This is a genomic window from Pseudomonas helleri, from assembly GCF_009600315.1.
GTDB lineage: Bacteria > Pseudomonadota > Gammaproteobacteria > Pseudomonadales > Pseudomonadaceae > Aquipseudomonas > Aquipseudomonas helleri_A.
On sequence record NZ_WIWC01000040.1, the window covers coordinates 1 to 22604 of the forward strand.

Annotated in this window: 23 protein-coding genes; 11 read left to right on the forward strand and 12 right to left on the reverse strand. The window is 57.9% G+C overall.

The window, feature by feature from the left end; all coding sequences use genetic code 11:
* Positions 1 to 91: 91 nt before the first annotated feature.
* Both GHN86_RS18875 and GHN86_RS18880 read right to left on the reverse strand, forming a co-directional pair.
* Entirely contained in the window at positions 92 to 481 is a 390-nt protein-coding gene (locus GHN86_RS18875) for a response regulator (RefSeq protein WP_153381188.1), read from the reverse strand.
* Positions 482 to 495: 14 nt separating this feature from the next.
* Positions 496 to 720 (reverse strand): Flp family type IVb pilin, encoded by a 225-nt coding sequence (locus tag GHN86_RS18880; RefSeq protein ID WP_153381190.1) that lies wholly within the window; start codon positions 718 to 720, stop codon positions 496 to 498.
* Positions 721 to 1054: 334 nt separating this feature from the next.
* On the opposite strand from GHN86_RS18880, the gene cpaB reads away from it, so the two are divergent.
* The 8 genes from cpaB to GHN86_RS18920 are packed head-to-tail and all read left to right on the forward strand — an operon-like array spanning position 1055 to position 8484.
* Positions 1055 to 1993 (forward strand): Flp pilus assembly protein CpaB, encoded by a 939-nt coding sequence (gene cpaB, locus GHN86_RS18885; protein ID WP_153381192.1) that lies wholly within the window; start codon positions 1055 to 1057, stop codon positions 1991 to 1993.
* Between the two features lie 26 nt (positions 1994 to 2019).
* Entirely contained in the window at positions 2020 to 3246 is a 1227-nt protein-coding gene (locus GHN86_RS18890; protein ID WP_153381195.1) for a type II and III secretion system protein family protein, read from the forward strand.
* A complete protein-coding gene (locus tag GHN86_RS18895; RefSeq protein WP_153381197.1) occupies positions 3243 to 4442 on the forward strand; it encodes a pilus assembly protein in 1200 nt (399 codons plus the stop codon). Before GHN86_RS18890 ends, GHN86_RS18895 begins: the two co-directional genes overlap by 4 nt.
* Positions 4439 to 5713, forward strand: a complete 1275-nt coding sequence (locus GHN86_RS18900) for a CpaF family protein (protein WP_153387113.1) — start codon at positions 4439 to 4441, stop codon at positions 5711 to 5713. The genes GHN86_RS18895 and GHN86_RS18900 overlap by 4 nt, the downstream gene beginning before the upstream one ends.
* Before the next feature lie 9 nt (positions 5714 to 5722).
* Positions 5723 to 6607 (forward strand): type II secretion system F family protein, encoded by an 885-nt coding sequence (locus tag GHN86_RS18905; protein ID WP_153381201.1) that lies wholly within the window; start codon positions 5723 to 5725, stop codon positions 6605 to 6607.
* A 1-nt stretch (position 6608) separates the two neighbouring features.
* Positions 6609 to 7493, forward strand: coding sequence for a type II secretion system F family protein (locus GHN86_RS18910; RefSeq protein ID WP_153381203.1), 885 nt, complete (start codon positions 6609 to 6611; stop codon positions 7491 to 7493).
* Positions 7494 to 7507: 14 nt separating this feature from the next.
* Positions 7508 to 8200: a tetratricopeptide repeat protein gene (locus GHN86_RS18915; protein WP_153381205.1), complete on the forward strand. Its 693-nt coding sequence runs from the start codon at positions 7508 to 7510 to the stop codon at positions 8198 to 8200.
* A gap of 17 nt (positions 8201 to 8217) precedes the next feature.
* Entirely contained in the window at positions 8218 to 8484 is a 267-nt protein-coding gene (locus tag GHN86_RS18920) for a DUF3613 domain-containing protein (RefSeq protein WP_153387115.1), read from the forward strand.
* Positions 8485 to 8537: 53 nt separating this feature from the next.
* On the opposite strand, the gene GHN86_RS18925 is transcribed toward GHN86_RS18920, so the two are convergent.
* Both GHN86_RS18925 and GHN86_RS18930 read right to left on the reverse strand, forming a co-directional pair.
* A complete protein-coding gene (locus tag GHN86_RS18925; RefSeq protein WP_153381209.1) occupies positions 8538 to 9335 on the reverse strand; it encodes a response regulator transcription factor in 798 nt (265 codons plus the stop codon).
* A gap of 105 nt (positions 9336 to 9440) precedes the next feature.
* Complete coding sequence (locus GHN86_RS18930; protein WP_153387117.1) at positions 9441 to 9914, reverse strand: prepilin peptidase; 474 nt, start codon at positions 9912 to 9914, stop codon at positions 9441 to 9443.
* Positions 9915 to 9985: 71 nt separating this feature from the next.
* Here GHN86_RS18930 and GHN86_RS18935 point away from each other — a divergent pair, with 71 nt between their 5' ends.
* Together GHN86_RS18935 and GHN86_RS18940 are read left to right on the forward strand one after the other, a co-directional pair.
* Positions 9986 to 10426, forward strand: a complete 441-nt coding sequence (locus GHN86_RS18935; RefSeq protein ID WP_153381213.1) for a TadE/TadG family type IV pilus assembly protein — start codon at positions 9986 to 9988, stop codon at positions 10424 to 10426.
* The gene (locus GHN86_RS18940; RefSeq protein ID WP_194286258.1) at positions 10423 to 13173 is read left to right on the forward strand and encodes a PAS domain-containing sensor histidine kinase; all 2751 of its coding nucleotides are present in this window, start codon (positions 10423 to 10425) and stop codon (positions 13171 to 13173) included. Before GHN86_RS18935 ends, GHN86_RS18940 begins: the two co-directional genes overlap by 4 nt.
* A 176-nt stretch (positions 13174 to 13349) precedes the next feature.
* Here the strand turns inward: GHN86_RS18940 and GHN86_RS18945 are convergent, their stop codons facing one another.
* The 7 genes from GHN86_RS18945 to GHN86_RS18975 form a co-directional block, all read right to left on the reverse strand.
* Positions 13350 to 15323, reverse strand: a complete 1974-nt coding sequence (locus GHN86_RS18945) for a pilus assembly protein TadG-related protein (RefSeq protein ID WP_153387119.1) — start codon at positions 15321 to 15323, stop codon at positions 13350 to 13352.
* Positions 15324 to 15543: 220 nt separating this feature from the next.
* The gene (locus tag GHN86_RS18950) at positions 15544 to 16143 is read right to left on the reverse strand and encodes a DUF4136 domain-containing protein (protein ID WP_153381217.1); all 600 of its coding nucleotides are present in this window, start codon (positions 16141 to 16143) and stop codon (positions 15544 to 15546) included.
* Between the two features lie 27 nt (positions 16144 to 16170).
* The gene (locus GHN86_RS18955; RefSeq protein ID WP_153381219.1) at positions 16171 to 16788 is read right to left on the reverse strand and encodes a DUF4136 domain-containing protein; all 618 of its coding nucleotides are present in this window, start codon (positions 16786 to 16788) and stop codon (positions 16171 to 16173) included.
* Positions 16789 to 16812: 24 nt separating this feature from the next.
* Positions 16813 to 17562: a methyltransferase domain-containing protein gene (locus GHN86_RS18960; RefSeq protein WP_153381221.1), complete on the reverse strand. Its 750-nt coding sequence runs from the start codon at positions 17560 to 17562 to the stop codon at positions 16813 to 16815.
* Positions 17559 to 17864 (reverse strand): nucleotide pyrophosphohydrolase, encoded by a 306-nt coding sequence (locus GHN86_RS18965; protein ID WP_122784964.1) that lies wholly within the window; start codon positions 17862 to 17864, stop codon positions 17559 to 17561. The genes GHN86_RS18960 and GHN86_RS18965 overlap by 4 nt, the downstream gene beginning before the upstream one ends.
* A gap of 101 nt (positions 17865 to 17965) precedes the next feature.
* Positions 17966 to 18820 carry a MaoC family dehydratase gene (locus GHN86_RS18970; protein WP_153387121.1) on the reverse strand — a complete coding sequence of 285 codons (855 nt, stop codon included), beginning with the start codon at positions 18818 to 18820 and terminating at the stop codon, positions 17966 to 17968.
* Positions 18821 to 18823: 3 nt separating this feature from the next.
* Positions 18824 to 20176: a 3-oxoacyl-ACP reductase gene (locus tag GHN86_RS18975; protein ID WP_153381225.1), complete on the reverse strand. Its 1353-nt coding sequence runs from the start codon at positions 20174 to 20176 to the stop codon at positions 18824 to 18826.
* Between the two features lie 122 nt (positions 20177 to 20298).
* Here GHN86_RS18975 and GHN86_RS18980 point away from each other — a divergent pair, with 122 nt between their 5' ends.
* A complete protein-coding gene (locus GHN86_RS18980; RefSeq protein ID WP_153381227.1) occupies positions 20299 to 21573 on the forward strand; it encodes an acetyl-CoA C-acetyltransferase in 1275 nt (424 codons plus the stop codon).
* Positions 21574 to 21577: 4 nt separating this feature from the next.
* Here the strand turns inward: GHN86_RS18980 and GHN86_RS18985 are convergent, their stop codons facing one another.
* Positions 21578 to 22603 (reverse strand): bile acid:sodium symporter family protein, encoded by a 1026-nt coding sequence (locus GHN86_RS18985; RefSeq protein ID WP_153381229.1) that lies wholly within the window; start codon positions 22601 to 22603, stop codon positions 21578 to 21580.
* Between the last annotated feature and the right edge of the window lies 1 nt (position 22604).

Consider the following 22604-nt stretch of genomic DNA (forward strand, 5'->3'; position numbering starts at 1 on the left):
GTGTCGTATTAAAAAGTGTTCGCTATGTCTCCGAACATTCTGTTCGCGATGTCCCCGGTCCATACAGGGAGAGGGTTAGGGTGAGGGGCTTCTAAGGCTTAGGGAACAGGTGATCCAGCGTACTCAGCAAGCGCACGTGGTAGATGGGTTTGCGAAACAGATCCAGCACCTGCAAACGCAACAGATCACTCACATCGTCCATATCGGCGTGCCCCGAAATGACGATTACCGGCAAATGCTGACGCTGCGTGTGCTCGCGCAAACGCTGAATCAGGGCAATGCCGCTTTCCTCCGGCATACGCAGGTCGGTAATAACCAGCGAAATGTCAGGGTGCAGGGTCAGCAGTTGAAGGGCACTGATAACGGACGTTGCCGTATAGCAACAAAAACCTTCGCCCTCCAACAGTTCGGCCAGCTCCAGCACAGCCTCTTCTTCGTCATCCACCAGAAGAAGCTGTTGGCGGGTAAAGGTTGAACCCATGCCGATTTACCCTATTAAGTGGGTTTCGCATCCAGGCCCGCTTTGATGGAATCAAACATGCCTTTTACGGACGTCTGAATACCCGGTGACACCGCAATAATCACAATCGCAACCATCGCCACGATCAGCGCGTACTCAATAGCCGATGCACCTTCAGTCCGTTTTGCAAACTGTTTAACCTGATGCGCGACAAATGTTCGGGTCGGAACATACACGCTAAGAACAGTATTTAAAAACATCTGACTTCTCCTTGGTGCGCCGATCGGTGCACTCTGCACATAAGGTGTAGCTAAGTTGAATCTGCCCTCACAGCATTGGCAATAAACCTCCCGGTATCAACTATAAATAGGGACTAATGCCAAAGTATTAATACTAAAGATTCTGTTGAAAAATGCGTGTTAAATCAAACTTCCCGCTTTTATTTAAAGCTTTTTAAAGTCGCTAATGGCATTTTGAAATACCTGCGCTATTTTCAAATAGCGAATGGTTTGCAATGGTCTTCAAGAAGTTCATGTCTGCCTGATTTCGAATGTTTTATGGACGGCTGTACGCAGGGAATAGGGAGATGATTGCATGAACAATCGACGCAGTTTGATGTTGGCCGCCATTTTGTTCGTCGGCGCCATTGCTGCCGGTTACTGGGGGTTGGTGATCTCCCGGCAACAACCGATTGCCGAGGTTCCAGTGACTCAAGTGGTCGAGCAGGGTGTGGCGACCGTTGAAGATCAGACCCGTCATCCCGTGGTGGTGCTGGTGCGTGATGTGCCGCCCCATGTTGCGCTGACCGCCGATGATGTGACCCTCGAAAAATTACGCACAGCGCCTGCGGGTAGCCTGACGGCCATTGATCAGGCCGTGGGGCGCACGCCGTGGCGTGCGCTCACTGCTGGGACCTGGGTGAGTGAGCAAAGCTTCGAAGTCGGTGGGCCGTTGTCGCGCATGATCCGCCCGGATGAGCGTGCGCTGGCCGTTGCCATTGATGAAGTGAGCGGGGCGGGTGGCCAGCTCACCCCCGGCGATTACGTCGACATCCTGCTGTTCCTGCGTCAGGACGCAGCCAACCCGCAACAGTCTGCGCAAGTGGTATTGCCCGCGGTGCGGGTGCTGAGTGTGGGCGAGGAGCTGGGCCTGACCAGCGACGGTCAATTGGCCCGCCAGCCGCTTAATGCCGAAGAGGCCCTCAAACAAGCCCAAAGCCGTGCTGCAGCGCGCACTGCCGTGCTGGCCGTGCCGGAACCCTTGCTGAACCAACTGATGCTCGCAACCCAGGCCGGCACGTTGCGTCTGGCCGTGCGCAGCGCTCAAGAACAACGCCTGAGCAAATACTGGGCGGGTGAAAAAGAGGCGCCCACCAACCTTGAGAATGCCAAACGCAGCCTTTATCAGTTCAACCAGTTGGCCATGGCCAGCCCGCCCAAAGTGCCGGTGGCCAGCACCGCCAGTGGCATCACGCGTGAACGGGGTATTGAAATCATTCGCGGCAATCAAGCGGCCCAACAGCCCGCCCAATAAAAATTTGATCTGCAAGGAAGCCCAGCATGAGTCGTCGTTTTTCGGTGTTGTACAAACGAGCTGTCTGGACTCTGATTTTAAGCAGCGCGCCGTTTGAAATGGCCTTGGCTGCACCCGGTAATTGCGCAGCCCTCGGCCAGTTGCCGTCGGTGCTGGAAGTGGCGCAAGGCGCCCAACAGGCGATGGATTCACCGGTCGCCATTACCCGTATCGCGGTCGGTGATCCGGCCATTGCCGATGTGCACGCCAATGGCAGCAATGCGTTCCTGCTCACCGGCGTTGCGCCGGGCACCACCAGCCTGATGCTCTGGACCGCCTGCTCCGCATCACCCCGCCAGAGCATGGTGTTCGTCAAGGGTAAAGCCACCGTCGGGTATACCAGTGCCACCGTCGCCCCTTCAGAAGACCCGACCTTGCCCGTTCAAGTGCAAACCGATATTCGTTTTGTCGAGGTCAATCGCACCAAGCTTCAAGAAGCCAGCACCTCCATTTTTGGCATGGGCAGCAACTTCCTGTTCGGTTCCCCCGGCTCATTTCTCAGCACAGCTGAAGGGATTATCACCGGCGGGCCGGTTGCAGACGGCAAGTACTTCAACATCGGTTTTGGCGGTGGCCGGGTCCGGGCCATGATCAATGCACTGGAAGGCAGCGGCTTTGCCTACACACTTGCGCGCCCGAGTCTGGTGGCCATGAGTGGGCAAAGTGCAACCTTTCTGGCCGGGGGCGAAGTGCCCATCCCGGTGCCCAGCAGCGGCAGCGACAACGTGTCGATTGAGTACAAGGAATTCGGTATCCGCCTGACGCTGACGCCAACTGTGGTCGGCCGTGACCGCGTCATGCTGAAAGTGGCCCCCGAGGTCAGCGAGCTGGACTACACCAATGCGGTGAATATCGCCGGGACCTTGGTGCCGGGGCTGAATGTGCGCCGCACCGACACCAGTATTTCCCTGGCCGATGGCGAAAGCTTCGTGATCAGCGGCCTGATCAGCACGCGCAATAGCTCGCAGGTCAACAAATTCCCGGGGCTTGGGGATATTCCGGTGCTGGGGGCTTTTTTTCGCGACTCCAATATCAGCCGCGAAGAGAAAGAGCTGCTGATGATTGTGACCCCGCACTTGGTCCAGCCGTTGGCCGCCAATGCCCAGTTGCCCTCATTGCCCGGCGAAAAGCTGCGTAATTACGACCCCAACTGGTACCGCCTGTACTTCCTTGAAAACGGTAAGTTCAATAACCGTAGCGGGTTATCCCAATGAGCCAAAGCCTGAGCCAGACGTTTCTCGCGCTAACGCGCAACAACACCGATCTTGAATGGCTGCAGGGCGCTCTGGCGCCGCTGGGCCAAGTCGTGGGTGCAGGCACTACCAGCCTGGATGAGCTGCTGGCTTTGGTCGATGTGACCTTTGCCGGGCTGATTTTTGTCGGTCTGGATCGGGAAAAAGTTGTCGCGCAATGTGCGCTGATCGAAGGCGCGCTGGAAGCCAAGCCGATGCTGGCCATTGTGGCGCTGGGAGACGGCATGGATAACCAGTTGGTGCTCAATGCCATGCGGGCCGGGGCACGTGATTTTGTCGCCTACGGCTCACGCTCCAGCGAAGTGGCAGGGTTGGTGCGCCGCCTGAGCAAGCGTCTGCCGGCGGTCACGCCGAGCACCACATTGGGCGGCATGACCGTGCTGTTCGGCACTCAGTGCAATGCCGATGGCGCCTTGCTTGCCAGCCATCTGGGTTTGGTGGTGCACAAACACCATCAAAAAACCCTGTATCTGGATTTGGGCCTGCCTCGCGGCGACGGCCTGGCCTTGCTCGGCCTTGAAAGCACGTTCTTTTTTGGCGACGCCATGCGCCATTTGCGGCGTCTGGACAGCACTTTGATTGACAGCGCGTTCGCCAAAACCCCCGACGGCATGCGCGTGTTGGCCCATGGCGACAGCGATGAGCCGCTGTCACAAACCAGCGCGGCCGAGCTCTATATGTTGCTCAGTGCCCTGCGTAATCATTTCCAGCACATTGTGGTCAACCTGACCGGCCAACCCGATGGCGAAGCCATCCGCACCTTCGTCACCCATTGCGACAAGTTGCTGTGGTACACCGATCAAAGCGTGCTCGATTGCCGACGCAATCTTGATGTGCTGAGCCTGTGGCGCGCCAAGGGCATGAAGCTTGAGCACGCCGCCTTGCTGGTGGATCGCTACCTGCGCGGCGTGGCGCCGGATGCCGATGCGCTGGTTAAAACCTTTGGTATTCCATTGTCGGTAACGTTACCGCTGAGCGCCGAGCTGCGCCTCAATGCAAAAAATCAGACCACCACCCTGTATGAGCTGGCCTCGCGGGATGGCTTGAGTCTGGGCCTGAAAAAAGTCGGTGAGCAACTGGCCCGGCATTCGCCCGCCACTCAAGCGTCCACGACCACCTCAGGCAAGTGGTTTAACCGTCTGTTGGGGGCCAAATGAAAGGTGAGAACCTGTTCGGCTCGGGCCTTTACAAAGACGGGCGCGCTGACCACGACGGCCTGAAGTTGGTGCTGCACCGTTACATCATTGACGCCATCGAGGAGAGCGGTAAAAACCTGCTGGAAGATTCGCGTCAGGCGCTGTCGCAATTTGTCACTGATCGCGTGGCCGAATACGTATCGCGCCTGCATCTGGCCATTTCGCGTTATGAGATGGAGCGGCTGGCAGAGGAGATCGTCGACGAGTTGACCGGCTTTGGCCCGCTGGAAGTCTTGCTGCGTGACCCGGCCGTGACCGAGATTCTGGTTAACGGTCCGTACCGGGTGTTTGTGGAGCGCGAAGGCGTGCTCAGCCAGAGCGACCTGCGTTTTATCGACGATAACCATGTCGAACGGGTGATGCAGCGCATTTTGGCGCCATTGGGGCGACGTCTCGATGAGTCCTCACCGATGGTCGATGCACGCATGCCCGACGGCAGCCGGGTCAACGCGGTCATTCCGCCGATTGCCTTGGACGGGCCCTGCCTGTCCATTCGGAAATTTCGCAAGGACATGCTCAACAGCACGGATCTGGTGGCCATGCACACCATTGATCAGGCCATCTTTGAGTTCTTTCAGGAAGCGGTCGGCAAACGCTGCAACATCCTCATCAGCGGCGGTACGGGCACCGGTAAAACCACACTGCTGAACATTCTCAGCCAACTGATCAACCCCCATGAGCGTCTCGTCACCATCGAGGACGTGGCGGAGTTGCAGCTTGGCCACCCTCACGTGGTACGGCTGGAAACCCGCCCGCCCAATGCCGAGGGGCATGGCGAAGTGAAATCCAGTGACCTGATCCGCAACGCCCTGCGGATGCGCCCCGACCGCATCATTCTGGGGGAAATTCGTGGTGTCGAAGTGCTCGATGTGCTGACGGCGATGAACACCGGGCACGATGGTTCGATGAGCACCGTGCACGCCAACACCGCGCAGGACGCCTTGTTGCGTCTGGAAACCCTGGTGGGCCTGACCGGTCGTACGGTGGCCGAAAAAACCTTGCGGCAAATGATTTGCGCCGCGCTGGACGTGATTATTCAGCTGACGCGCATGCCCGATGGCCGCCGCTGTGTGAGCGAAGTACTGGAAGTGGTTGGCGTGCGCGACGATGTGTACGTGACCAACACGTTGTTCCGGTTGGACCGGCGCACCGGCTTTGGCTTTATGCGCGAAGCCCTGAACCCGGCTAGCGACAAGTTGCGCCGTGATCCGATTTTGAATCCGAACGGCTGAGGGCTGCTGATGATCCCGGCTTTGGTGCTTTTTGCGTGCAGCTTAATGATGTTCATGTTGTCGCTGCACCTGGTGTATCGCACGTTGCGTGATCCGACCACCAGCCGAGTGCTGGAGCGGCTCGGTGAAGGCCGCAGTGTCGTGGTCGATAAAACCTTCAGTGTGGCGTGGCTGGACCGGGCTTTTTTACAGGCGGGGCTGGGACGTCCATCCGAACGGCTGGGGCTTTGGCTGTCGTTATGGGGTGCCGCTGGCCTGCTGGGCGCGGTGCTGGGCGGCCCCATGGCTGCCCTGGCCGGTGTGTTGCTGCCGCCGTTGTGTGTGTGGCTGTTTGTCAGCTGGCGCTACCACCGGCGGGTGCGCCGCATGGTTGAGCAACTCCCCGGCTTGCTCGATTCCAGTGTGCGCAGCTTAAAAGCCGGTCGCACCCTGGCGGATGCCGTGTTGCTGGCCATTGAGTCGTCCACCGACCCCCTCAAAACCAGTATCAGCCGCGTGACCCGTAACGTGCAGATGGGCGTGAGTTTGCCGGAGGCGGTGCAGGACTTTGCCGAGCTGTATGACCGGGAGGAATTTCGCATGTTCGCCCTCGGTTTGAAGGTCAACCATCGTTACGGGGGCAACGCCAGTGAGCTGCTGGACAACCTGATCGTGCTGATTCGCGAGCGTGAGCAAGGCGCGCGAAAGTTAAAAGCCATGACCGGTGAAACGCGCATGACCGCGATTGTGCTGGGCTTGTTGCCGATCCTGGTGTGCTCCTTTTTCATGATCAGCAACCCCGATTACCTGATCAACATGTGGCATGACCCCAAAGGCCAAAACTTGATGCTCACGGCCCTTGCCATGCAAGTGTTCGGCAGCGTGGCGCTGTGGCGCATGGTACGGAGCGTATGACATGGCCTTTGTAATCTGTGCACTGTTGATCGTGGCCGCGGCGGCATTGCTGATCAATATTGCGGTACGTGACCGGCTGCGTCAGCAACGTGTGATGCAGCGTCTGGAAGGGGAGAAGACCGGCCCCGGCAAGTTTGATACCTGGATGCGGGCGGTGGGTAATACCAAGTTTGGCCAGCGTTCGGTCTCGATGGACAGCGAGACCGAAGTGCTGCTCAACCGGGTGGGATGGCGCACCGCTAACCAGCGCGCGCTGTTTGCGGCGTTTCAAGTGGCGACGCCCGTGGCTTTTGCCGGGCTGGTGTTTTTGGGCCATGAGCTGTTCTTCCCGCGCTCCGGCAACCTGCTGGTGGTGATGCTCTGTGCCTTGGTGCTGGGTTACCTGATCCCCAAACGAATGCTGGCCTATGTCGCGAAAAAGCGTCAGCAGGAAATCTCGGTGGAAATTTCTACCTTTATCCCGCTACTGCGCATTCTTTTTGAATCCGGCATGGCGGTCGAACAAGCGCTACGGGTGTTGAGCCTGGAGGCGCGGCAATTACTGCCAGTGCTCACCGGCGAGCTGCGGGTGGTGCTGGCGCGGGTCGACTCCGGCCTGGAGTTGGGGCAGGAACTGAGTAAAACCGCCAGCTTGCTGGACGTGGACGAGTTCAATGACACCTGTGTGATTCTGCTGCAATTGATTCAGCAGGGCGGCGGCGCCATGAAATCGCTGCAAGCGCTTAAAGCGTTACTCGACGATCGGCGTGCGGCGCGTCTCGAAGAATACATCTCGAAAATGTCCGCGAAAATGTCAGTGGTAATGATGGTCTTTCTGTTTCCGGCGCTGATGATGGTGCTGGCCGGGCCCAGTTTTATTGCGATTTCTCGGGCCTTTGGCTCTTGATCAGGAGTAGGAATATGAAAGCAGTCCTTGGCGTGTGTGCACTGCTGATGCTGGGCGGGTGTGCAACAGAGGGGCAGAGCAATCCGCCGTGGCTGGCCCTGACCGACAGCAGCTGTGCCAAGTTGAGCGCAGATCAGGAGCTGTCGATGAACCTGGCCGACGACATGGCCAAGGAGGGCAAGCTGCACGCCAGTCTGGCCAACCTGCAAAGTCTGCCCGAGCGTTACGCTCAGGTGCAATTGCGCAAGGCACGGATCTACCGTCAGTTGGGTCGCCCGGAGGCCGGGCCCTTATACCGTGGGCTGCTCAGCACCTGCCTGAGTGCTGAAGGCAACCATGGTCTGGGGCAACTGGCCGCAGGTTATGGCGATAACGCGCTGGCGGTCAGCTACCTTGAACGTGCAGCCAAAATGGCGCCGATCGATGACAAAATCAGAAACGACCTGGGTGTGGTGTACCTCAATCAGTTGCAGCTGGACAAAGCCCGCTTCGAGTTTTTGACCGCGCTGGAACTCAAGCAGTCGGATTCGCTGGCGGCTTTGAATCTGGTGACCTTGCTGATTTATCAGGACCAATGGAGCCAGGCGGCCGAGTTAGTCACGCGTGCCCAATTGTCGCCAGAGCAAGTGACTGATGCTCAAGCCAGGGCACAGGCCTTGAAAGGTAAAGCGCAGCCCGCCAGCGACCAGGTGGCTGCGATCAGATAATGCGTAGGAGGATTGCCATGAGAGCGTCAATTCGCGTGGGTGTGCTGTTGGCCGTACTGCCCTTGAGCGCTGTTGCGATTGAGCCGGGTCCGGCGTCGCAGTATCAGCAGGAAACGGAGAATTGGTTGCAGTTGCAAGTCAGCGGAAAGGTCCAGTCGCCGGTGCGCCAAGTGGCGTCCGCGGCCGAGCGTGAAAGAAGCCTGCAACGCTGGCTGGACAGTTACACGCACCCCATTCCGGAGTATTACAAGCAGAAAGAAGGCGGGTCAGCCAAGCAGGACTGACGTACGGCGGCTTTGCCGCCGATCCGGGCTGCGTGTCTCGTCAGCGAGTCCGTTTAATGCGCCGTTTGCCGATGCTGTTGCACCGATGCATTAGGCGACAAGGCCAGCGCCAATTGGGTGCGGTTGTTCATGTGGGTCAAGCGCAACACCTGTGACACATAGAGTTTCACGGTGTTTTCGGTAATCCCCAGATCGCAGGCAATCTGATAGTTGGTTTGACCTTTGCTCACCAGTTTTGCAACGTCCAGTTGGCGTGGGGACAGCTGTTTGAAAATGGTCGGGATTTGCGGATTGGCCAAAGCGTTTTGATCAAACGCCTGAGTGGTATGTTCAGGGGCCTGTGGCGGACGACGGACTGACTCCATGTCTTGATAAAGATCGTCAATGGATTCGGCCAGGTACTGCAATTTCTGATTCAGGTGGCCCAGCTTTTCAGTTTTTTGCCGCTCTTGCACCACGGCAACCTGACGTTGAATGCCTTCTAGCAGTTCGGTCAAGTCCACGGGTTTTTGATAGTAGTCAGCGATACCCACGCGCAATGCCTTGATCACATCCTGCTTGTCGGCCCGGCCGGTCAGCAAAATGCTTTCAAATATGCGTTGCTTGCCCGCGAGGGCCTGCAACTGTTGGGTCAGTTCAATGCCATTCATGTCAGGCATATGGAGGTCACACAGCACGAGGCTGATGTCTGGGTCGGCTTCAAAGGCATTAATGGCACAACGGCTGGATTCACAGGGCACACAACGGTAGCCGCTGCTTTCCAGAAATTCGCACAGTTCTTCGACGATCAAGGGCTGGTCATCGACAATCAGTATTTTTATTGGGGAAGAGTTTTTCACGCGGTTCTCCATCCTGGTAAACCAATCCGGGAAATCTTACAGGCCTCAACTGAGACAGTTGAATGCAACTTAGACTAACTTTAGTACTAGGTACAAGGTATTAATCCACCCGCTGAGTTAAATATAGAGTATGAGCGTTAGTATAAAACCGCCCAACAGGAAGGGCGCGAAGGGCAGTTTTTTTGACGGTTCACTAGTTGGGTGGGGCGTAGGTAACTTAAGTGCTTGATTCATTAAAGGGAGAATTTTTGACGCAATCAGCCAGACGATGGCGACCCATAGGCCTGCGCCGATAAGTGTCCCCAGAACCATCAGACGATCGGTTGCCAGTGCGAGTGCACTGAGCAGTTTTACATCGCCTGCTCCGAACTTATTGAGTGCATAGCCGGGCAGTGTCAGTATCAGAACGATCAAAAGTGCCCATCCACCTTCCGCTGCACTGGCCCCCAGCCAGGTGTGACCGGTGCAGGCTAAATACACTAACGCCAAACTAACGGCGCCCAGAGTTAGAAAGTTGGAAATTTGACGTTGATATAAATCCTGAGCGGTACAGGCAATAAACCAGATAACTAAACTAATTAAGTTGAACATCCAATCAACATCCTTTTTGTACGAATGATTCTATGCTCACACTACGTTCAATTGTCAGGGTAGACGCCGTCATGAACTTAACACTTCCCCGAAAACAGAAAGGCGCAGCGGCCATTGAATTTGCGCTGGTCTTTGTCATTTTTTTTGCTGTGCTCTATGGCGTCGTCAGTTATAGCCTGCCCTTATTACTGTTGCAGTCATTTAATAATTCCACAGCTGAAGCGGTGCGACGCAGTGTGGCGGTGGACCCGACGTTGGCCGCGGCGACCTACAAAACCACGGTTGAGAACACGGCTAAAGCGGTGCTGAAAGATAAATTGTCCTGGGTGCCGGGTGGGCTGAAAGTCACCCAGACGGCCGTTTATGACCCGACAGCGGGGGTGCTGACGGTCACGGCCAGCCTGCCTGCTACCGCGTTGCGCACCATCCTGCCGGTCATCGTGCTGCCGGGCAACATCAGAGTGCCAAACCTGCCTGACAAGCTTGAATCAACGTCGAGCATGAAATTTTGACTCAGGGCCAAAGGCTGCTCGCGCGTTGGTTGAGCCGAAACGAGCCTTCACCCGCAGTTGCGCCCTTGCCTGGCGGTCATGCGCTGCAACTGCGGCTCGATGATCAGGGCCAGGTGCTTGAAATGCACGGCGCACTGAACCATGGCCTGACGCCTGTGCAAGAGGGGGCGGCATTGCGCTTGTTGCTGGACTATCTGGTGCCAGGCAGTACGCAAGCGTTGGAAGGTACTCCGGCACAGTGGGCAGGGCAGAGTCTTGACCTCAATTTTCTGTGCGAGGGCCAACAGGTGCTGCATACCCGCGGCTGGGTGCAACCACAGGGTGACGGCTGGCTTTTGCAGCTGATCGACATCAGTGACTTGCAACACAGTCGCCAGCAAGCCCGCTTGCGAGGGCAGTACAACCAATTGCTCAGCAGCATTGGCCAGCAGCTGCGCCAGTGCGCCAGTGCGCGACTGCCAGCGGTGATGCTTGAAACCTTGCAGCAGGTGGCCGGGTATTGGCGTGTGCCCAGCGTGGCGCTGGCCTTGCGCGCAGACATCCCTCTGGGTTGGCGACTGCACAGTGCTTATCACGCATTTGACACCCCGCAGTTATGGAAGCCGGGACAAACACTGGGAGCGGCACTGGATGGTTTAAACCCGTGCGCGCCGATTCATGTGAGCCCCGACAGCGTATCTGCTGACAACCGCTGGCTCACCAGCCTGTTTGGCCATGCTGACGGCGTGCTGGTGCCTTTTCGCGATCTACACGGGGCGTCAGCCTGGTTGCTGCTGGGGTTTTATGCGGTTTCACCGGGGGAGTCAGTGACAAGTGACAGTGAGTGGCTGCACCTGTGTGCAACCATTGCCGGGCCGTTGCAGGACCGCTTGCGCGAGCAGCACTACGAGCAACAGCGCGAACGCATGGAAGCGCTGCAAGGGCTGCTCGGTACGGGCTGGTGGGAATGGCTGCAACCTTCCCGGCAAATGCAATTGGCGCCTCAACTGAGCGCCAGTTTGCTGCCCGCACTGGAGTCGGTGTCGCTGTCCCGTGAAGCCTGGCTGGCGCTGTTTCATCCGGCTGATCGCGATGAAATCAGCAGCGGGTTTACCGCGTTACTGGAGCAGGGCACGCCGCTGTTACTGTGCGCCCGGGTGTACCAACCGCAGCGCACTGAACCTGCGCAGTGGTACCGCATTCAGGGGCAAGTATTGGGCAAGGGCGCCGAGCGGCGCATTGTCGGTTTTATGCTGGATGTCAGCGACATCAAAAACCAGCAACTGCAAGCGGCGGCGGCTCAGGCCCGTTTGGCCAACGTGATCGCCAGCTCTCCCGCAGTGATTTATGTGCAGCGTTACGTTGAAGGCGCCTTGGTGCCCGAGTTCTTCAGTGACAGTCTGCAACCCTTGCTGGGTTTGCGCCTTGAAGACTGCGCGGGGTCGGCATTGATCGAGCGTATTCATCCCGACGACCGTGAGCACTACCTTGAGCGCACCCGTCAGTTGCTGCGTGAAGGCAGCGCCCGTGGCCGGTATCGCTTGCGTGATCAACGGGGCGATTACCACTGGTTGCTCGATGAGGCCAAATTACTGCGTGATGATCTGGGGCTGCCCGTTGAAGCGGTCGGGCTGTGGCTGGACGTGACCGAAGCGACCGAGGTGGCAGAGCGGGTACGCCACAGTGAGGAGCGCTACCGGATTTTGGTCGAAGATTCGCCCGCGATGATTTGCCGTTACCGGCCGGACTTGACCCTGACATTTGGCAATCGGCCGTTGGCCAACTACCTGGAGTGCGCGCCAGAGCAACTGCCGGGTATCAACCTGACCAGTTGGCTGTCACCGCAACAGCATGAAGCGTTCTTGCAGCGCTTGGCCAGTTTGAGCCCCGAACTCCCGGTCAGTACCGCTGAAATCAGCCTGCAACTGCCGGGGCGTGAACATGCGTGGTGGGTGTGGTCGGACCGCGGCGTTTTTGATGCACAGGGTCAATTGCTGGAGGTTCAGGCCGTGGCACGCGACAACACTGAAGTCAGGCGCTCACAACAACAACTGACCCATGGCGCAAAAATGGCCACCCTTGGCGAAATGGCCACGGGGTTGGCCCACGAAATCAACCAGCCGTTAAACGTGATGCGCATGGCCATCGTTAACGTGCTCAAACGGCTGAGCAATGGCGATGTGAACATTGACTACCTGCAAGAGAAGCTCACCCGCATTGACGCGCAAATTCAGCGGGCGGCGCGGATCGTTGATCACATGCGCGTCTTTGGTCGTCGCTCCGAGATCGAACAGCAGCTCTTCAACCCAGCGCAGTCGCTGGAAGGCACCTTGGCCCTGATGGGTGAAGGGTTGCGCGGTAAAGGTGTGGAAATCCGCAGTGAGGGTCTGAACTGTAGCGTTCATGTGCGCGGTCACACTGATCAGCTGGAGCAAGTGTTGATCAACCTGCTGGTCAACGCCCGCGATGCCTTGTTAAGCAAGTGTGAGACCGACCGGGGATTCAAACCGTGGATTGCCTTGAGTTCGGAGCGGGCAGGCAACTGCGTGCGCCTTTGGGTGCAAGACAACGGGGGCGGGATTGACCCGCGTTTGCTGGAGCGCATCTTCGAGCCGTTCTTCACCACCAAGCCTGTGGGTGTGGGCACAGGTCTGGGGTTATCGGTGAGCTACGGCATCATCGACAACATGGGCGGGCGATTGAGCGTCAGCAACACCGAGCATGGCGCCCGGTTCTGCGTGGAATTGCCGGTGGTGGATGAGGGGTAAGACACGGAGACGAGAACGCAAAAAATCCGTAGCAGCTGCCGAAGGCGGCGTTCGGCGGCGTAGCCGTCGTAAATTCAGAGATCGCGGTGCATCTGTTAAACCGCGCGCACAGGTTTTACGATCGCTTCGCAATCGGACGCAGCCTTCGGCAGCTGCTACGCGAATTGTGATGCAGGTCAAAGCACCAGTTGGGCGCGGCCGCCAGCGTTGCAGGAGAGGTTGGCGCCGATCTCGGCATTGCCCAAGCTGATGCCCAGAGACTTCAATAACGTATTCACGATCGGGTCCAGCAACGGAGACAGCACGCTGCTCAACGCCGTCGTTAATGCCCCGGTGAGTTGCGTGACCAGGTTATTAACAGCGTTGAGAAGATCACCTGTCACGGTTTTCCCTGGGGGGGGTGTATAGGAAGTTTCGATGTTGCCGGTGAGTCCGCTCAAGCTTTTGATGATGTCCACGTTATTAAGTTTTTGCGGGTAGGGGGCCAGGTTCAAGTTGGGCAACGTCGTAGGGTTGGCTGCGGTCGCCGAGTAATAAATATTCCCGGCAGGATTGCTCACAGTCGATCTCGCGCGAAGATTAAAGCTGCCCGCTTTGCCTTCGTCTGTTTTGCAGGCTATTCCGAGGATGTAGCACGTTTTGACGTTCATATTGATCAGTTTTACCGGCGCAACGATAAATTTCTTGTCGGCATCCAGTTCAGGAAAATCGCCTTTAATCGGGGCGTTACCAATGGTCAACGTCGCCAGAGAAGACGTCGCACTGACCGTGAGTTTTTTCGAGCCGTCGGAGGCGCAGCTGTAGTCGGTTACGTAGGCACTCGCACTGCCGGCCTCAACATAAACATCCAATGCCGAGGCGATACTCAGGGTGGCGGTCTCGCAGGAAAGGACGCATTTAACGACCTCGATCAAATTAAGCCCCAGCAGTTTTTTGACCACTTCCAGAACGGTGGATAACACACTGGTCAAGGCATCTGTCAGCGGCTGTAGGGCTTTGACGACGGTCAACTCAAGATGAATGCGGGCCTGAACTTGAGCCGTTTTTACAAAAATCTGATTGGGCCCGGTGGGGTTGGCTTTAGCCAGTGCCGGGTTACCCGTGGTCGACACTTGGGGCGGGTCAATTATTTTCAAATAAATAGTCGCCGCGCCAATCAAAGGGATTGTGGTGTTGATGGTCGCCGTGGCGGCACTTTTACCGCCAGCTACTTGAACAATGCCATCCAGAAGGTTGAACGCCTTGATATCCGTATTTAGCCCGGCGCTGGGCGTCCCGTTTTTGATATTAAGTACATCACCCAGCTTAATAACTTGAGTATTGGAGGTAATCAGTTTTATATCGGTCAGTGCTTTGGACGCTACGGTGACACCACCGCCATTCTTTTCAAGTACTTTGATCGCCGCATCCAGAAGTTGAGTGACTTGAAGGTTGCTGTTTAACAGTTGGTTATAATCGCCTGCCGTTGCACCCACGTTAATGGCCAATTGATCAAGGTAACTGAGCAGGTTGATATTGGTCGCTGCCAAACCTTGCCAGGATACTGCGCTGAGGGACAGATTGCCGCCCAATAACCCGCCAAACAGGCTATTCAGCAACGCAGAGTTGGCCGTATTAATGTCAGCCAATGAACTATTGATCGTCAGTCTGGCCAAGGGCGCTCCGCCAATCGCCCCCACCGCACTGGCCGTCAACGGTGTATTGATCAAGAACTTGCCATTGGAATAAAACGACCACAACCCGCCCGCGACGCTGGTGGGCACGGTGGTGGTGGCGATCACCCGTATGGCGTCGGATTTGGTGCTGTCCAGTTTGAACACGCGCAAGTTGTCGCTGCCCGTTACCAATGTGCCGCACGTGGTGTTGACCTTCTGAGTCGCGCCCGGTTTGAAGCTATTGCGGGTGGCGCTTTCATTGGCATAAGTGGGGGCCGTGCCCGCCGTGCAACTGCCGCCACGACTTACCGCTTCAAGCACCGCCAAATCCGCAACCCGCTGCAATTTGCGCTGCTCCAGGTACAAGCGCCCGCTGTCGACCACCAACAGCATGAATAACAGCACCAGCCCCAGCGTCAAGGCGGCCATCAAACCAATTGCCCCGCGCTGGTGTTCAGGACCTTTGAATTGAATAAATCGAAAAGGGGGAGACATCGAGCACTCCTGTTGCTGGAAGACACCCAGCGCTAACGCTCCAAAGTTTCAGCGAGTGTAGCCAAGAAGTGTGTACAGCGCTGGCAAGTTGCCAGTTTTAGAGACGTGATGTGAGGGGGTTATCAAAACGATTTGTTATAAAGGGAAGATAACTAACTTGCTCGCGAAAGTATTAATACATTGGTAGGTGTTTTATTTCGCGAGCAAGTCAGTGGCCTGTTTAGTGTGAGCCAGGTTTTGGTGGGTAATCGCTGAAGATTTTAGCCACGGCTTTATGAATCGCTGCGCTGCGCTCTTCAGGCGACGGGGTATCGTCGACGACTTTTTCTGCACTGCCGCGCCAGACCAGTTGACCGGTTTTGGCATCGATCAGGTCAATTTGAAGCGTGCCCACTTGATAGATGACATTGCGGGTTTCGTTATACATCGGTGGGCCCCAGTAACCTTCCCACGGGCCGCCCCAATAACCTCCCCAAGGTCCGCCCCAAGGGCCGCCGTAACCATAGTTGGTGACAATCTGCTCCTGACGGTTGGCGACGATCAGCCAGGTGTGCACCAGCAGGTCCGGCTTGGCACCGGGCGCCACCGGACGCAAACCCTTTTGATCCATTTGAGTGGTCACCGCCTGCATGATCCGCTGCTCAGTCAACTCGCTTCTGAGCATCGGATTATTGGGCTGGTACTGGACGGGAGGGTCTTGCCAGGCCCACGTATGAAAAGCGGCGAAATCCGTTGCGGGGTTGTAATCGTAGTTGACCTGCATGGATTCGCAGGCACTGAGCAGCAGGGCCATGCCCAATAATGCAATGCGACGTAGCATAATTTTTCTCCGCTAAAACAATCAGTCTTAATGAGGAGGATAAGCCTGCACTGCTTTATTCAGTGATTCGCGCAGGGCGTCACTGCGTTCGCTCAGGCTGCCTGTACTGCTGGTTTCTGCACTCGAACTCCACACCGGTTGCCCGGTTTTGCCGTCATACAGATTGATTCGCACCACCATGACTTCAACCTGATAAGTGCGGATCACAGGTACGGAGCCGTACATCCCGCCATACCGTCCCCAAGGATCGCCATAGCCCCGTCCATACCCGGCCCCGTAACCATAGTCGTCCTGAACCTGACGCAAGCGTTTTTCTGTATGTAAATCTGCACTCACGAAAAGATCAGCCGGTCGGTTGGGTTGCGCAGGGCGTAAACCGCGCTGATCGAGGGCATTGCTGACGGCTTCAGCGATCTGTGCCGAGTCGGCCCACGCGGTGCCCACCGGCAGGCGGCCATTGAGCCAGGCCCAGCTTTGGTAGCGGCCATAATCCCGTGGCGGCGCGGGGTAGGCGCTCAAGTCCAGGGTGTTGGCCGCTTGTGCCGGGGCGGGCGGCATCGGCATGGCGCTGGGCGTGTAAGGGTTGGGGCTTTGGCAAGCGCCCAGTGCAAGGCTCAAAACGAGTAAGGCAGCGCGGCGATACATGATGTTTTCCCTCTCACGGGCGGTTTAAACCGGACGGCACACCCAATGCAGATAACGCCCCAGCCCCGCAAAAGCCGGGTGGCGGCGGTGGGCCAGTTCCATTTCGATCAACGCAGCCAATTCAGCACGGGCTTGAAACTCGACGGGCATGTAGTCATGAAACACCCGCACGCCGCTTTGCGTTTCGGCTTTCCACAGGCCTTCCATGGCCGTGGCCAGCTCCCTCGGATCGAGCGGTTGCTGAGGCGTGAGGCTTTGCTTCTCGCCGGCCATGTCGTTCTTGCGCATTTTGCGAAAGTGGCCTTTGAGCAGGTTGCGATAAATCAACGCATCACGGTTATAAAACGCCAGCGATAACCAGCCGTCTTTGGCCGTTAATTGGTGCAGCACCGGCAAAATGGTGTGGGGTTCGGCCAGCCATTCCAGTACGGCGTGACACAGCACCAGGTCGTAAGGTTCGGTCAGTTGGCCAAGCAGCTCCTGCCACGGGGCCTGAATGAAGGTGGCCGTCTGGCCGGCTTCGGCAAACCGCTGGCGAGCGCCTTCGAGCATCGGCGCAGCGGGCTCGGCCAAGGTCACGTCGTGGCCTTGTTGGGCCAGCCACAGCGACATATGGCCCAACCCGGCGCCAATATCCAGAACGCGCAACGGGCGTTTGGGCAAAGATTCTTCGAGGTCGGCCTGCAGCACAGCGAGGCGAATGGCCCCTTTGGCGCCGCCATAGATTTTTTCGGCGAAGCGGGTCGCCAGTTGATCGAAGTGACGGTCACTCATTTGCTGAAACGCCTTTCGTTGTCGGCCAGTTTGTTGCGCACCACTTCATTCATGTCCAGCCCAAGCTCCGCGCACAGCAACACCAGATACAACACGATATCGCCCACTTCCTGACCGGCGTGGGCCAGCTTGTCGGCGGGGAGTTGGCGTGACTGGTCTTCGGTCAGCCACTGAAAGATTTCCACCAGTTCAGCCATTTCAACACTGGCGGCCATGGCCAGGTTTTTCGGGCTGTGGAATTGCTTCCAGTCGTTGTTATCGCGGATGCGATGCATGCGCTGAGTCAGTTCGTCGAGGTTCATCGGGGTGTGCTCTCCAGAAGGCGCAAAGCTTGCGACTGAACGAACCTTGGCGCAAGTGAAAAGCACAACCCTGCCACCCCCGATTTTTGATCAAACACGCATTAGCAGATCGGCCGCCACTGCCCGACCATGTGCACCAGATCGCCGTGCCCATTGAGCTGGAACTCACCGCTGGCCCCCGCCTCACTGCTCAGCAAGATCACTTCGCCGGGTAAGCGCACCGGCTTTTTGAAGTCCACGCTGATCTCCACATTGGCGGTTGGCACATGGGCGTTGAGCGCCGCCAGCGTCCGGGCTTTGAGCCAAAGGCCGTGGGCAATGGCGCTTGGCAGGCCAAACAGTTTGGCACTGGTTGCACTCAGGTGAATGGGGTTGTAGTCGCCCGACACCTTGGCGTAACGACGGCCAATGTCCGCAGGAGCGTACCAGCGTGTCAGCTCGTTCAACGCCAGCGGCGCGGCGACAGCGTGTTCAGGTGTTTCACCGGGCAATTCAACGCCTTTGCACAGCAACGTACTGCGTGCCTCCCACAAAGGGCCGAGCACGTCATCGGCCTGAGTGATGACATCAAAGGTGGCCCCTTTGGCGTGGGGTTGCAGGTTGTCCACGTACACGCCGATGCGCAGTTGACTCACGCCGCCCATGGGCCGCAGGACGCGGATGCGATTGCTCAGATGAATCAGCCCGAGCAGCGGGAATGGAAAGTCCTTGTCGGTCAGCACCTGCATTTGCAGGCCGAACGCCAATATATGCGGATACGTTGGCGGCAACAGGGGGCTGGGCGCCAGAGCGCAAACGTCGCGAAAGGCTTGCAGCGATTGGGCGTCGACGCCAACCCAACAGCGCAAACCCTGCTCAGGCAGCGTGCTGCCGGTGATCTTGCGTTTGGCGGCCGCGTGGGCGTACAAAGCCGGTAAATGCGGTGCGCTGGCGAGGTCTGTGCACGTCACGCTCATGGTTCATGCTCCCAATACGCTTTGGCCGCACACCCGCAAGGCTTGCCCGGTGACAGCGCCCGAACCCGGCTGGCCGAGCCAGGCGACGGCCTCGGCAACGTCTTGCGGCTGGCCGCCCTGGCCTAGTGAACTCATGCGCCGACCCGCTTCGCGCAGGGCAAACGGGATATGGGCGGTCATTTGCGTTTCGATAAAACCGGGTGCAACCGCGTTGATGCTGATGCCGCGTTCACTCAACAGCGGTGCCCACGCCTGTGCCAAACCGATCAGCCCGGCTTTGCTGGCGGCGTAGTTGGTCTGACCGCGATTGCCGGCAATGCCACTGATGGACGCCAGCACAATGACCCGGCCGTTATCACGCAAGGTGCCGCTGTCGAGCAGGGCTTTAGTCAGTACTTGAGGGGCATTGAGGTTGACGGCAATCACTGCATCCCAAAACTCCGGCGTCATATTGGCCAGGGTTTTGTCGCGGGTGATGCCTGCGTTATGCACCACAATATCGACGCCTTCAGGCAACTGTTCGATGAGGCGGGCGGGGGCGTCAGGGGCGCAAATATCCAGCGCGATGCTGTTCGCGCCCAAGCGGGCGGCCAGTGCGTCAAGGTCACTTTTGCTGGCGGGTACATCCAGCAGGATGACGTCGGCGCCGTCTCGGGCCAGGGTTTCGGCAATGGACGCGCCAATACCGCGAGCGGCACCTGTCACCAGCGCTTTGCGTCCGGCCAAAGGCCGTGTCCAGTCCGCCACCTGTGACGCGCAGGCACTCAGACGAATGACCTGACCACTGATATAGGCACTTTTAGGCGACAGGAAAAACCGCAGAGCCCCTTCCAGCTGTGCTTCGGCGCCTTCGTCGACATACAGTAATTGCAAGGTGGCGCCATTGCGCAGTTCTTTGGCCAGCGAGCGGCTGAAGCCTTCAAGGGCGCGTTGAGCACTGGCGGCAAAAGGGTCACTCAAACTTTGCGGCGCCCGGCCCAGAATCACCAAGTGGGCGCTGCGTTCAAGGCTGCGCATCAAGGGCTGGAAGAATTCGCGCAGTTGCTTAAGCTGGTCGGTGTGCAGCAGCTCGCTGGCGTCGAAGACCACAGCTTTTATCTTGGGCCCGGTGCCGGGAATCCACGGCGCGGCGACCAATGGCTCAGGGCCATAACTAAAGACCGTGTCGGTGAGCTTGGCGGCGAAACGATTAACCTGCCCGGCCAAGGCACCGCCGCCAATCAGCAGAGGCCCTTCGATGGGCCGCAACCGCCCGGCTTGCCAGCGTTCCAGTCGCACCGGTGACGGCAGCCCCAACGCGCCGACCAGTCGCTGGCCGAGGGATGAGTTGACGAAGTCGATATAACGGTCTGACATGGAACACTCTCCGACTGATGGGGTTCTAAAGGTTGACCACTAACAAGTCATAGTCGTTCGTTATCAGCGATAACACCTACGCTTGTACCGATCAATGTCCGTAAGAGAATAGGGGGAATCGTATGAGTCTGCGTCGTGTCGCCATTATTGGCGGTAACCGAATTCCGTTTGCGCGCTCCAACGGGGTGTATGCGACTGCCAGCAATCAGGAGATGCTGACGGCGGCGCTGGAAGGGCTGATTGAGCGTTACAACCTGCACGGACTGCGTATGGGCGAGGTAGCGGCCGGGGCGGTGCTCAAGGATTCGCGTGATTTCAGCCTGACCCGCGAGTGTGTGCTGGGTTCGCGCCTGTCGCCGCAAACCCCGGCTTATGACCTTCAGCAAGCCTGCGGCACGGGCCTTGAAGCAGTGTTGCAGGTGGCCAATAAAATCGCCTTGGGGCAAATCGACTGCGCGATTGCGGGCGGTGTCGATACCACGTCCGATGCGCCGATTGGCCTCAATGATGGGCTGCGCAAATGGCTGTTGCAGTTCAACCGGCTGAAATCCCCTGTGGATAAATTCAAAAGCCTGCTGCAACTGCGTCCCGGTTTTTTAAAACCTGAATTTCCGCGCACGGGTGAGCCTCGTACCGGGTTGTCGATGGGCCAGCACTGCGAATTGATGGCGCAAACCTGGAACATCTCCCGTGTCGAGCAGGATGAATTGGCCCTGCACAGCCATCAGGCGCTGACGGCGGCGTATCACGCGGGCTGGGAAGATGACCTGCTGACCCCCTTCAGAGGCCTGCGCCGTGATAACAACTTGCGTGCTGATCTGACGCTGGAGAAGTTGGCCGCGCTTAAACCGGTGTTTGAACGCAGCGCCAAGGGCACATTAACTGCGGGCAACTCAACCCCGCTGACCGATGGCGCCGCCGTGGTGTTGTTGGGCAGTGAAGCGTGGGCCAAAGAACGTGGCTTGCCGATTCTGGCGTATTTGCGTGATGGCGAAACGGCGGCGGTGGATTTCGTGCATGGCGCCGAAGGTTTGCTGATGGCACCGGTGTATGCCGTGCCACGGTTGCTGGCGCGCAATGGTCTGACCTTGCAGGACTTTGACTATTACGAGATTCATGAGGCGTTTGCCGCACAGGTGCTCTGCACCTTAAAAGCCTGGGAGGACGCCGACTACTGCAAAAGCCGACTGGGTCTTGAGGCACCGTTGGGGTCGATTGATCGCAGCAAACTCAATGTCAAAGGCAGTTCGCTGGCCGTTGGGCATCCATTTGCGGCCACGGGCGGGCGGATCGTGACCAACCTGTCCAAGCTGCTCGCCACCGCTGGGCAAGGGCGGGGGCTGATTTCGATCTGTGCCGCAGGCGGTCAGGGCGTGACCGCCATTCTTGAGCGTTGATGCCTTATTGCGCAGGCAGTGCGTTGCGGGCCAGCAGTGCTTCTTCGCGGCTGCGACTGGCGTAGCTTTCGGCCATCACCGAACAGACGATCAGCTGCAACGGATGGTAGATCATGATCGGCAGCAAAATCAGGCCCAGGCCGGGGTTGGCACCGAAGATCAATGCGGCCATCGGCGCGCCCGCCGCCAAAGATTTTTTGCTGGCACAAAACACCGCAGCGATTTCATCGGGGGTGCTGAATTTCAGGGCGCGAGCGGTGCGGGTGGTCAGCCACAGGATGATCGCGAGCAGGATCGCACTGCCGACCAGCGCGCTGAAAATCACTGAGGTGCCTTGTTGCTGCCACATGCCCGAGACCATCGAGTTGCAGAACGCGGCGTACACCAGCAGCAGAATCACCACTTTGTCGACGATGTTGGTGTAGCGCTTGTGGCGGGCGAAGAAGCGACCCAACCACGGGCGCACCAGTTGGCCCAGCACCAAGGGCAGCAACAGCATGGCGCACAGGTCGAGCAGGGTTGAGCCCAGATCAATCCCGCCAGCACCACTGCCCACGACGAAACTGACCAGCAACGGGGTCAAGAATATCCCCAGTACGCTGGACAGGCTGGCGTTGAGAATGGCTGCCGGGACGTTGCCGCCTGCGCTGCCCGTCAGCGCCACGGACGAAGAAATGGTCGAGGGCAGGGCGCACAGGTAGAAGAACCCCAGCATCAGCAAGGGTGGAATGTGGCTGCCCAACAGTTTGTCGGCGATCAACCAGATCAGCGGGAAGACAATAAAGGTGAAGCCTTGCACCATCATGTGCAGGCGGATGTTTTTCAGGCCGTGGCTGATCTGCTCGCTGGAGAGGTTGACCCCGTGCAGGAAAAAAACCAGAAACACACCGATGTTGATCACCCATTCAGCGTGCATGGCGCCGCCGGTACTGCCGAAATGCGGAAACACATACGCAAGAAAGGTCGCCAGCAGCATCCCGCACAGAAACCAGTCGGTGAACAGACGTTTGAGGTGTTTGAACACAGGCATT

Coding starts and splice junctions, on each gene's coding strand:
- GHN86_RS18875 (WP_153381188.1), bottom strand. CDS start 481: ATGGGTTCAACCTTTACCCGCCAACAGCTTCTTCTGGTGGATGACGAA.
- GHN86_RS18880 (WP_153381190.1), bottom strand. CDS start 720: ATGTTTTTAAATACTGTTCTTAGCGTGTATGTTCCGACCCGAACATTT.
- cpaB (WP_153381192.1), top strand. CDS start 1,055: ATGAACAATCGACGCAGTTTGATGTTGGCCGCCATTTTGTTCGTCGGC.
- GHN86_RS18890 (WP_153381195.1), top strand. CDS start 2,020: ATGAGTCGTCGTTTTTCGGTGTTGTACAAACGAGCTGTCTGGACTCTG.
- GHN86_RS18895 (WP_153381197.1), top strand. CDS start 3,243: ATGAGCCAAAGCCTGAGCCAGACGTTTCTCGCGCTAACGCGCAACAAC.
- GHN86_RS18900 (WP_153387113.1), top strand. CDS start 4,439: ATGAAAGGTGAGAACCTGTTCGGCTCGGGCCTTTACAAAGACGGGCGC.
- GHN86_RS18905 (WP_153381201.1), top strand. CDS start 5,723: ATGATCCCGGCTTTGGTGCTTTTTGCGTGCAGCTTAATGATGTTCATG.
- GHN86_RS18910 (WP_153381203.1), top strand. CDS start 6,609: ATGGCCTTTGTAATCTGTGCACTGTTGATCGTGGCCGCGGCGGCATTG.
- GHN86_RS18915 (WP_153381205.1), top strand. CDS start 7,508: ATGAAAGCAGTCCTTGGCGTGTGTGCACTGCTGATGCTGGGCGGGTGT.
- GHN86_RS18920 (WP_153387115.1), top strand. CDS start 8,218: ATGAGAGCGTCAATTCGCGTGGGTGTGCTGTTGGCCGTACTGCCCTTG.
- GHN86_RS18925 (WP_153381209.1), bottom strand. CDS start 9,335: ATGGAGAACCGCGTGAAAAACTCTTCCCCAATAAAAATACTGATTGTC.
- GHN86_RS18930 (WP_153387117.1), bottom strand. CDS start 9,914: ATGTTCAACTTAATTAGTTTAGTTATCTGGTTTATTGCCTGTACCGCT.
- GHN86_RS18935 (WP_153381213.1), top strand. CDS start 9,986: ATGAACTTAACACTTCCCCGAAAACAGAAAGGCGCAGCGGCCATTGAA.
- GHN86_RS18945 (WP_153387119.1), bottom strand. CDS start 15,323: ATGTCTCCCCCTTTTCGATTTATTCAATTCAAAGGTCCTGAACACCAG.
- GHN86_RS18950 (WP_153381217.1), bottom strand. CDS start 16,143: ATGCTACGTCGCATTGCATTATTGGGCATGGCCCTGCTGCTCAGTGCC.
- GHN86_RS18955 (WP_153381219.1), bottom strand. CDS start 16,788: ATGTATCGCCGCGCTGCCTTACTCGTTTTGAGCCTTGCACTGGGCGCT.
- GHN86_RS18960 (WP_153381221.1), bottom strand. CDS start 17,562: ATGAGTGACCGTCACTTCGATCAACTGGCGACCCGCTTCGCCGAAAAA.
- GHN86_RS18965 (WP_122784964.1), bottom strand. CDS start 17,864: ATGAACCTCGACGAACTGACTCAGCGCATGCATCGCATCCGCGATAAC.
- GHN86_RS18970 (WP_153387121.1), bottom strand. CDS start 18,820: ATGAGCGTGACGTGCACAGACCTCGCCAGCGCACCGCATTTACCGGCT.
- GHN86_RS18975 (WP_153381225.1), bottom strand. CDS start 20,176: ATGTCAGACCGTTATATCGACTTCGTCAACTCATCCCTCGGCCAGCGA.
- GHN86_RS18980 (WP_153381227.1), top strand. CDS start 20,299: ATGAGTCTGCGTCGTGTCGCCATTATTGGCGGTAACCGAATTCCGTTT.
- GHN86_RS18985 (WP_153381229.1), bottom strand. CDS start 22,603: ATGCCTGTGTTCAAACACCTCAAACGTCTGTTCACCGACTGGTTTCTG.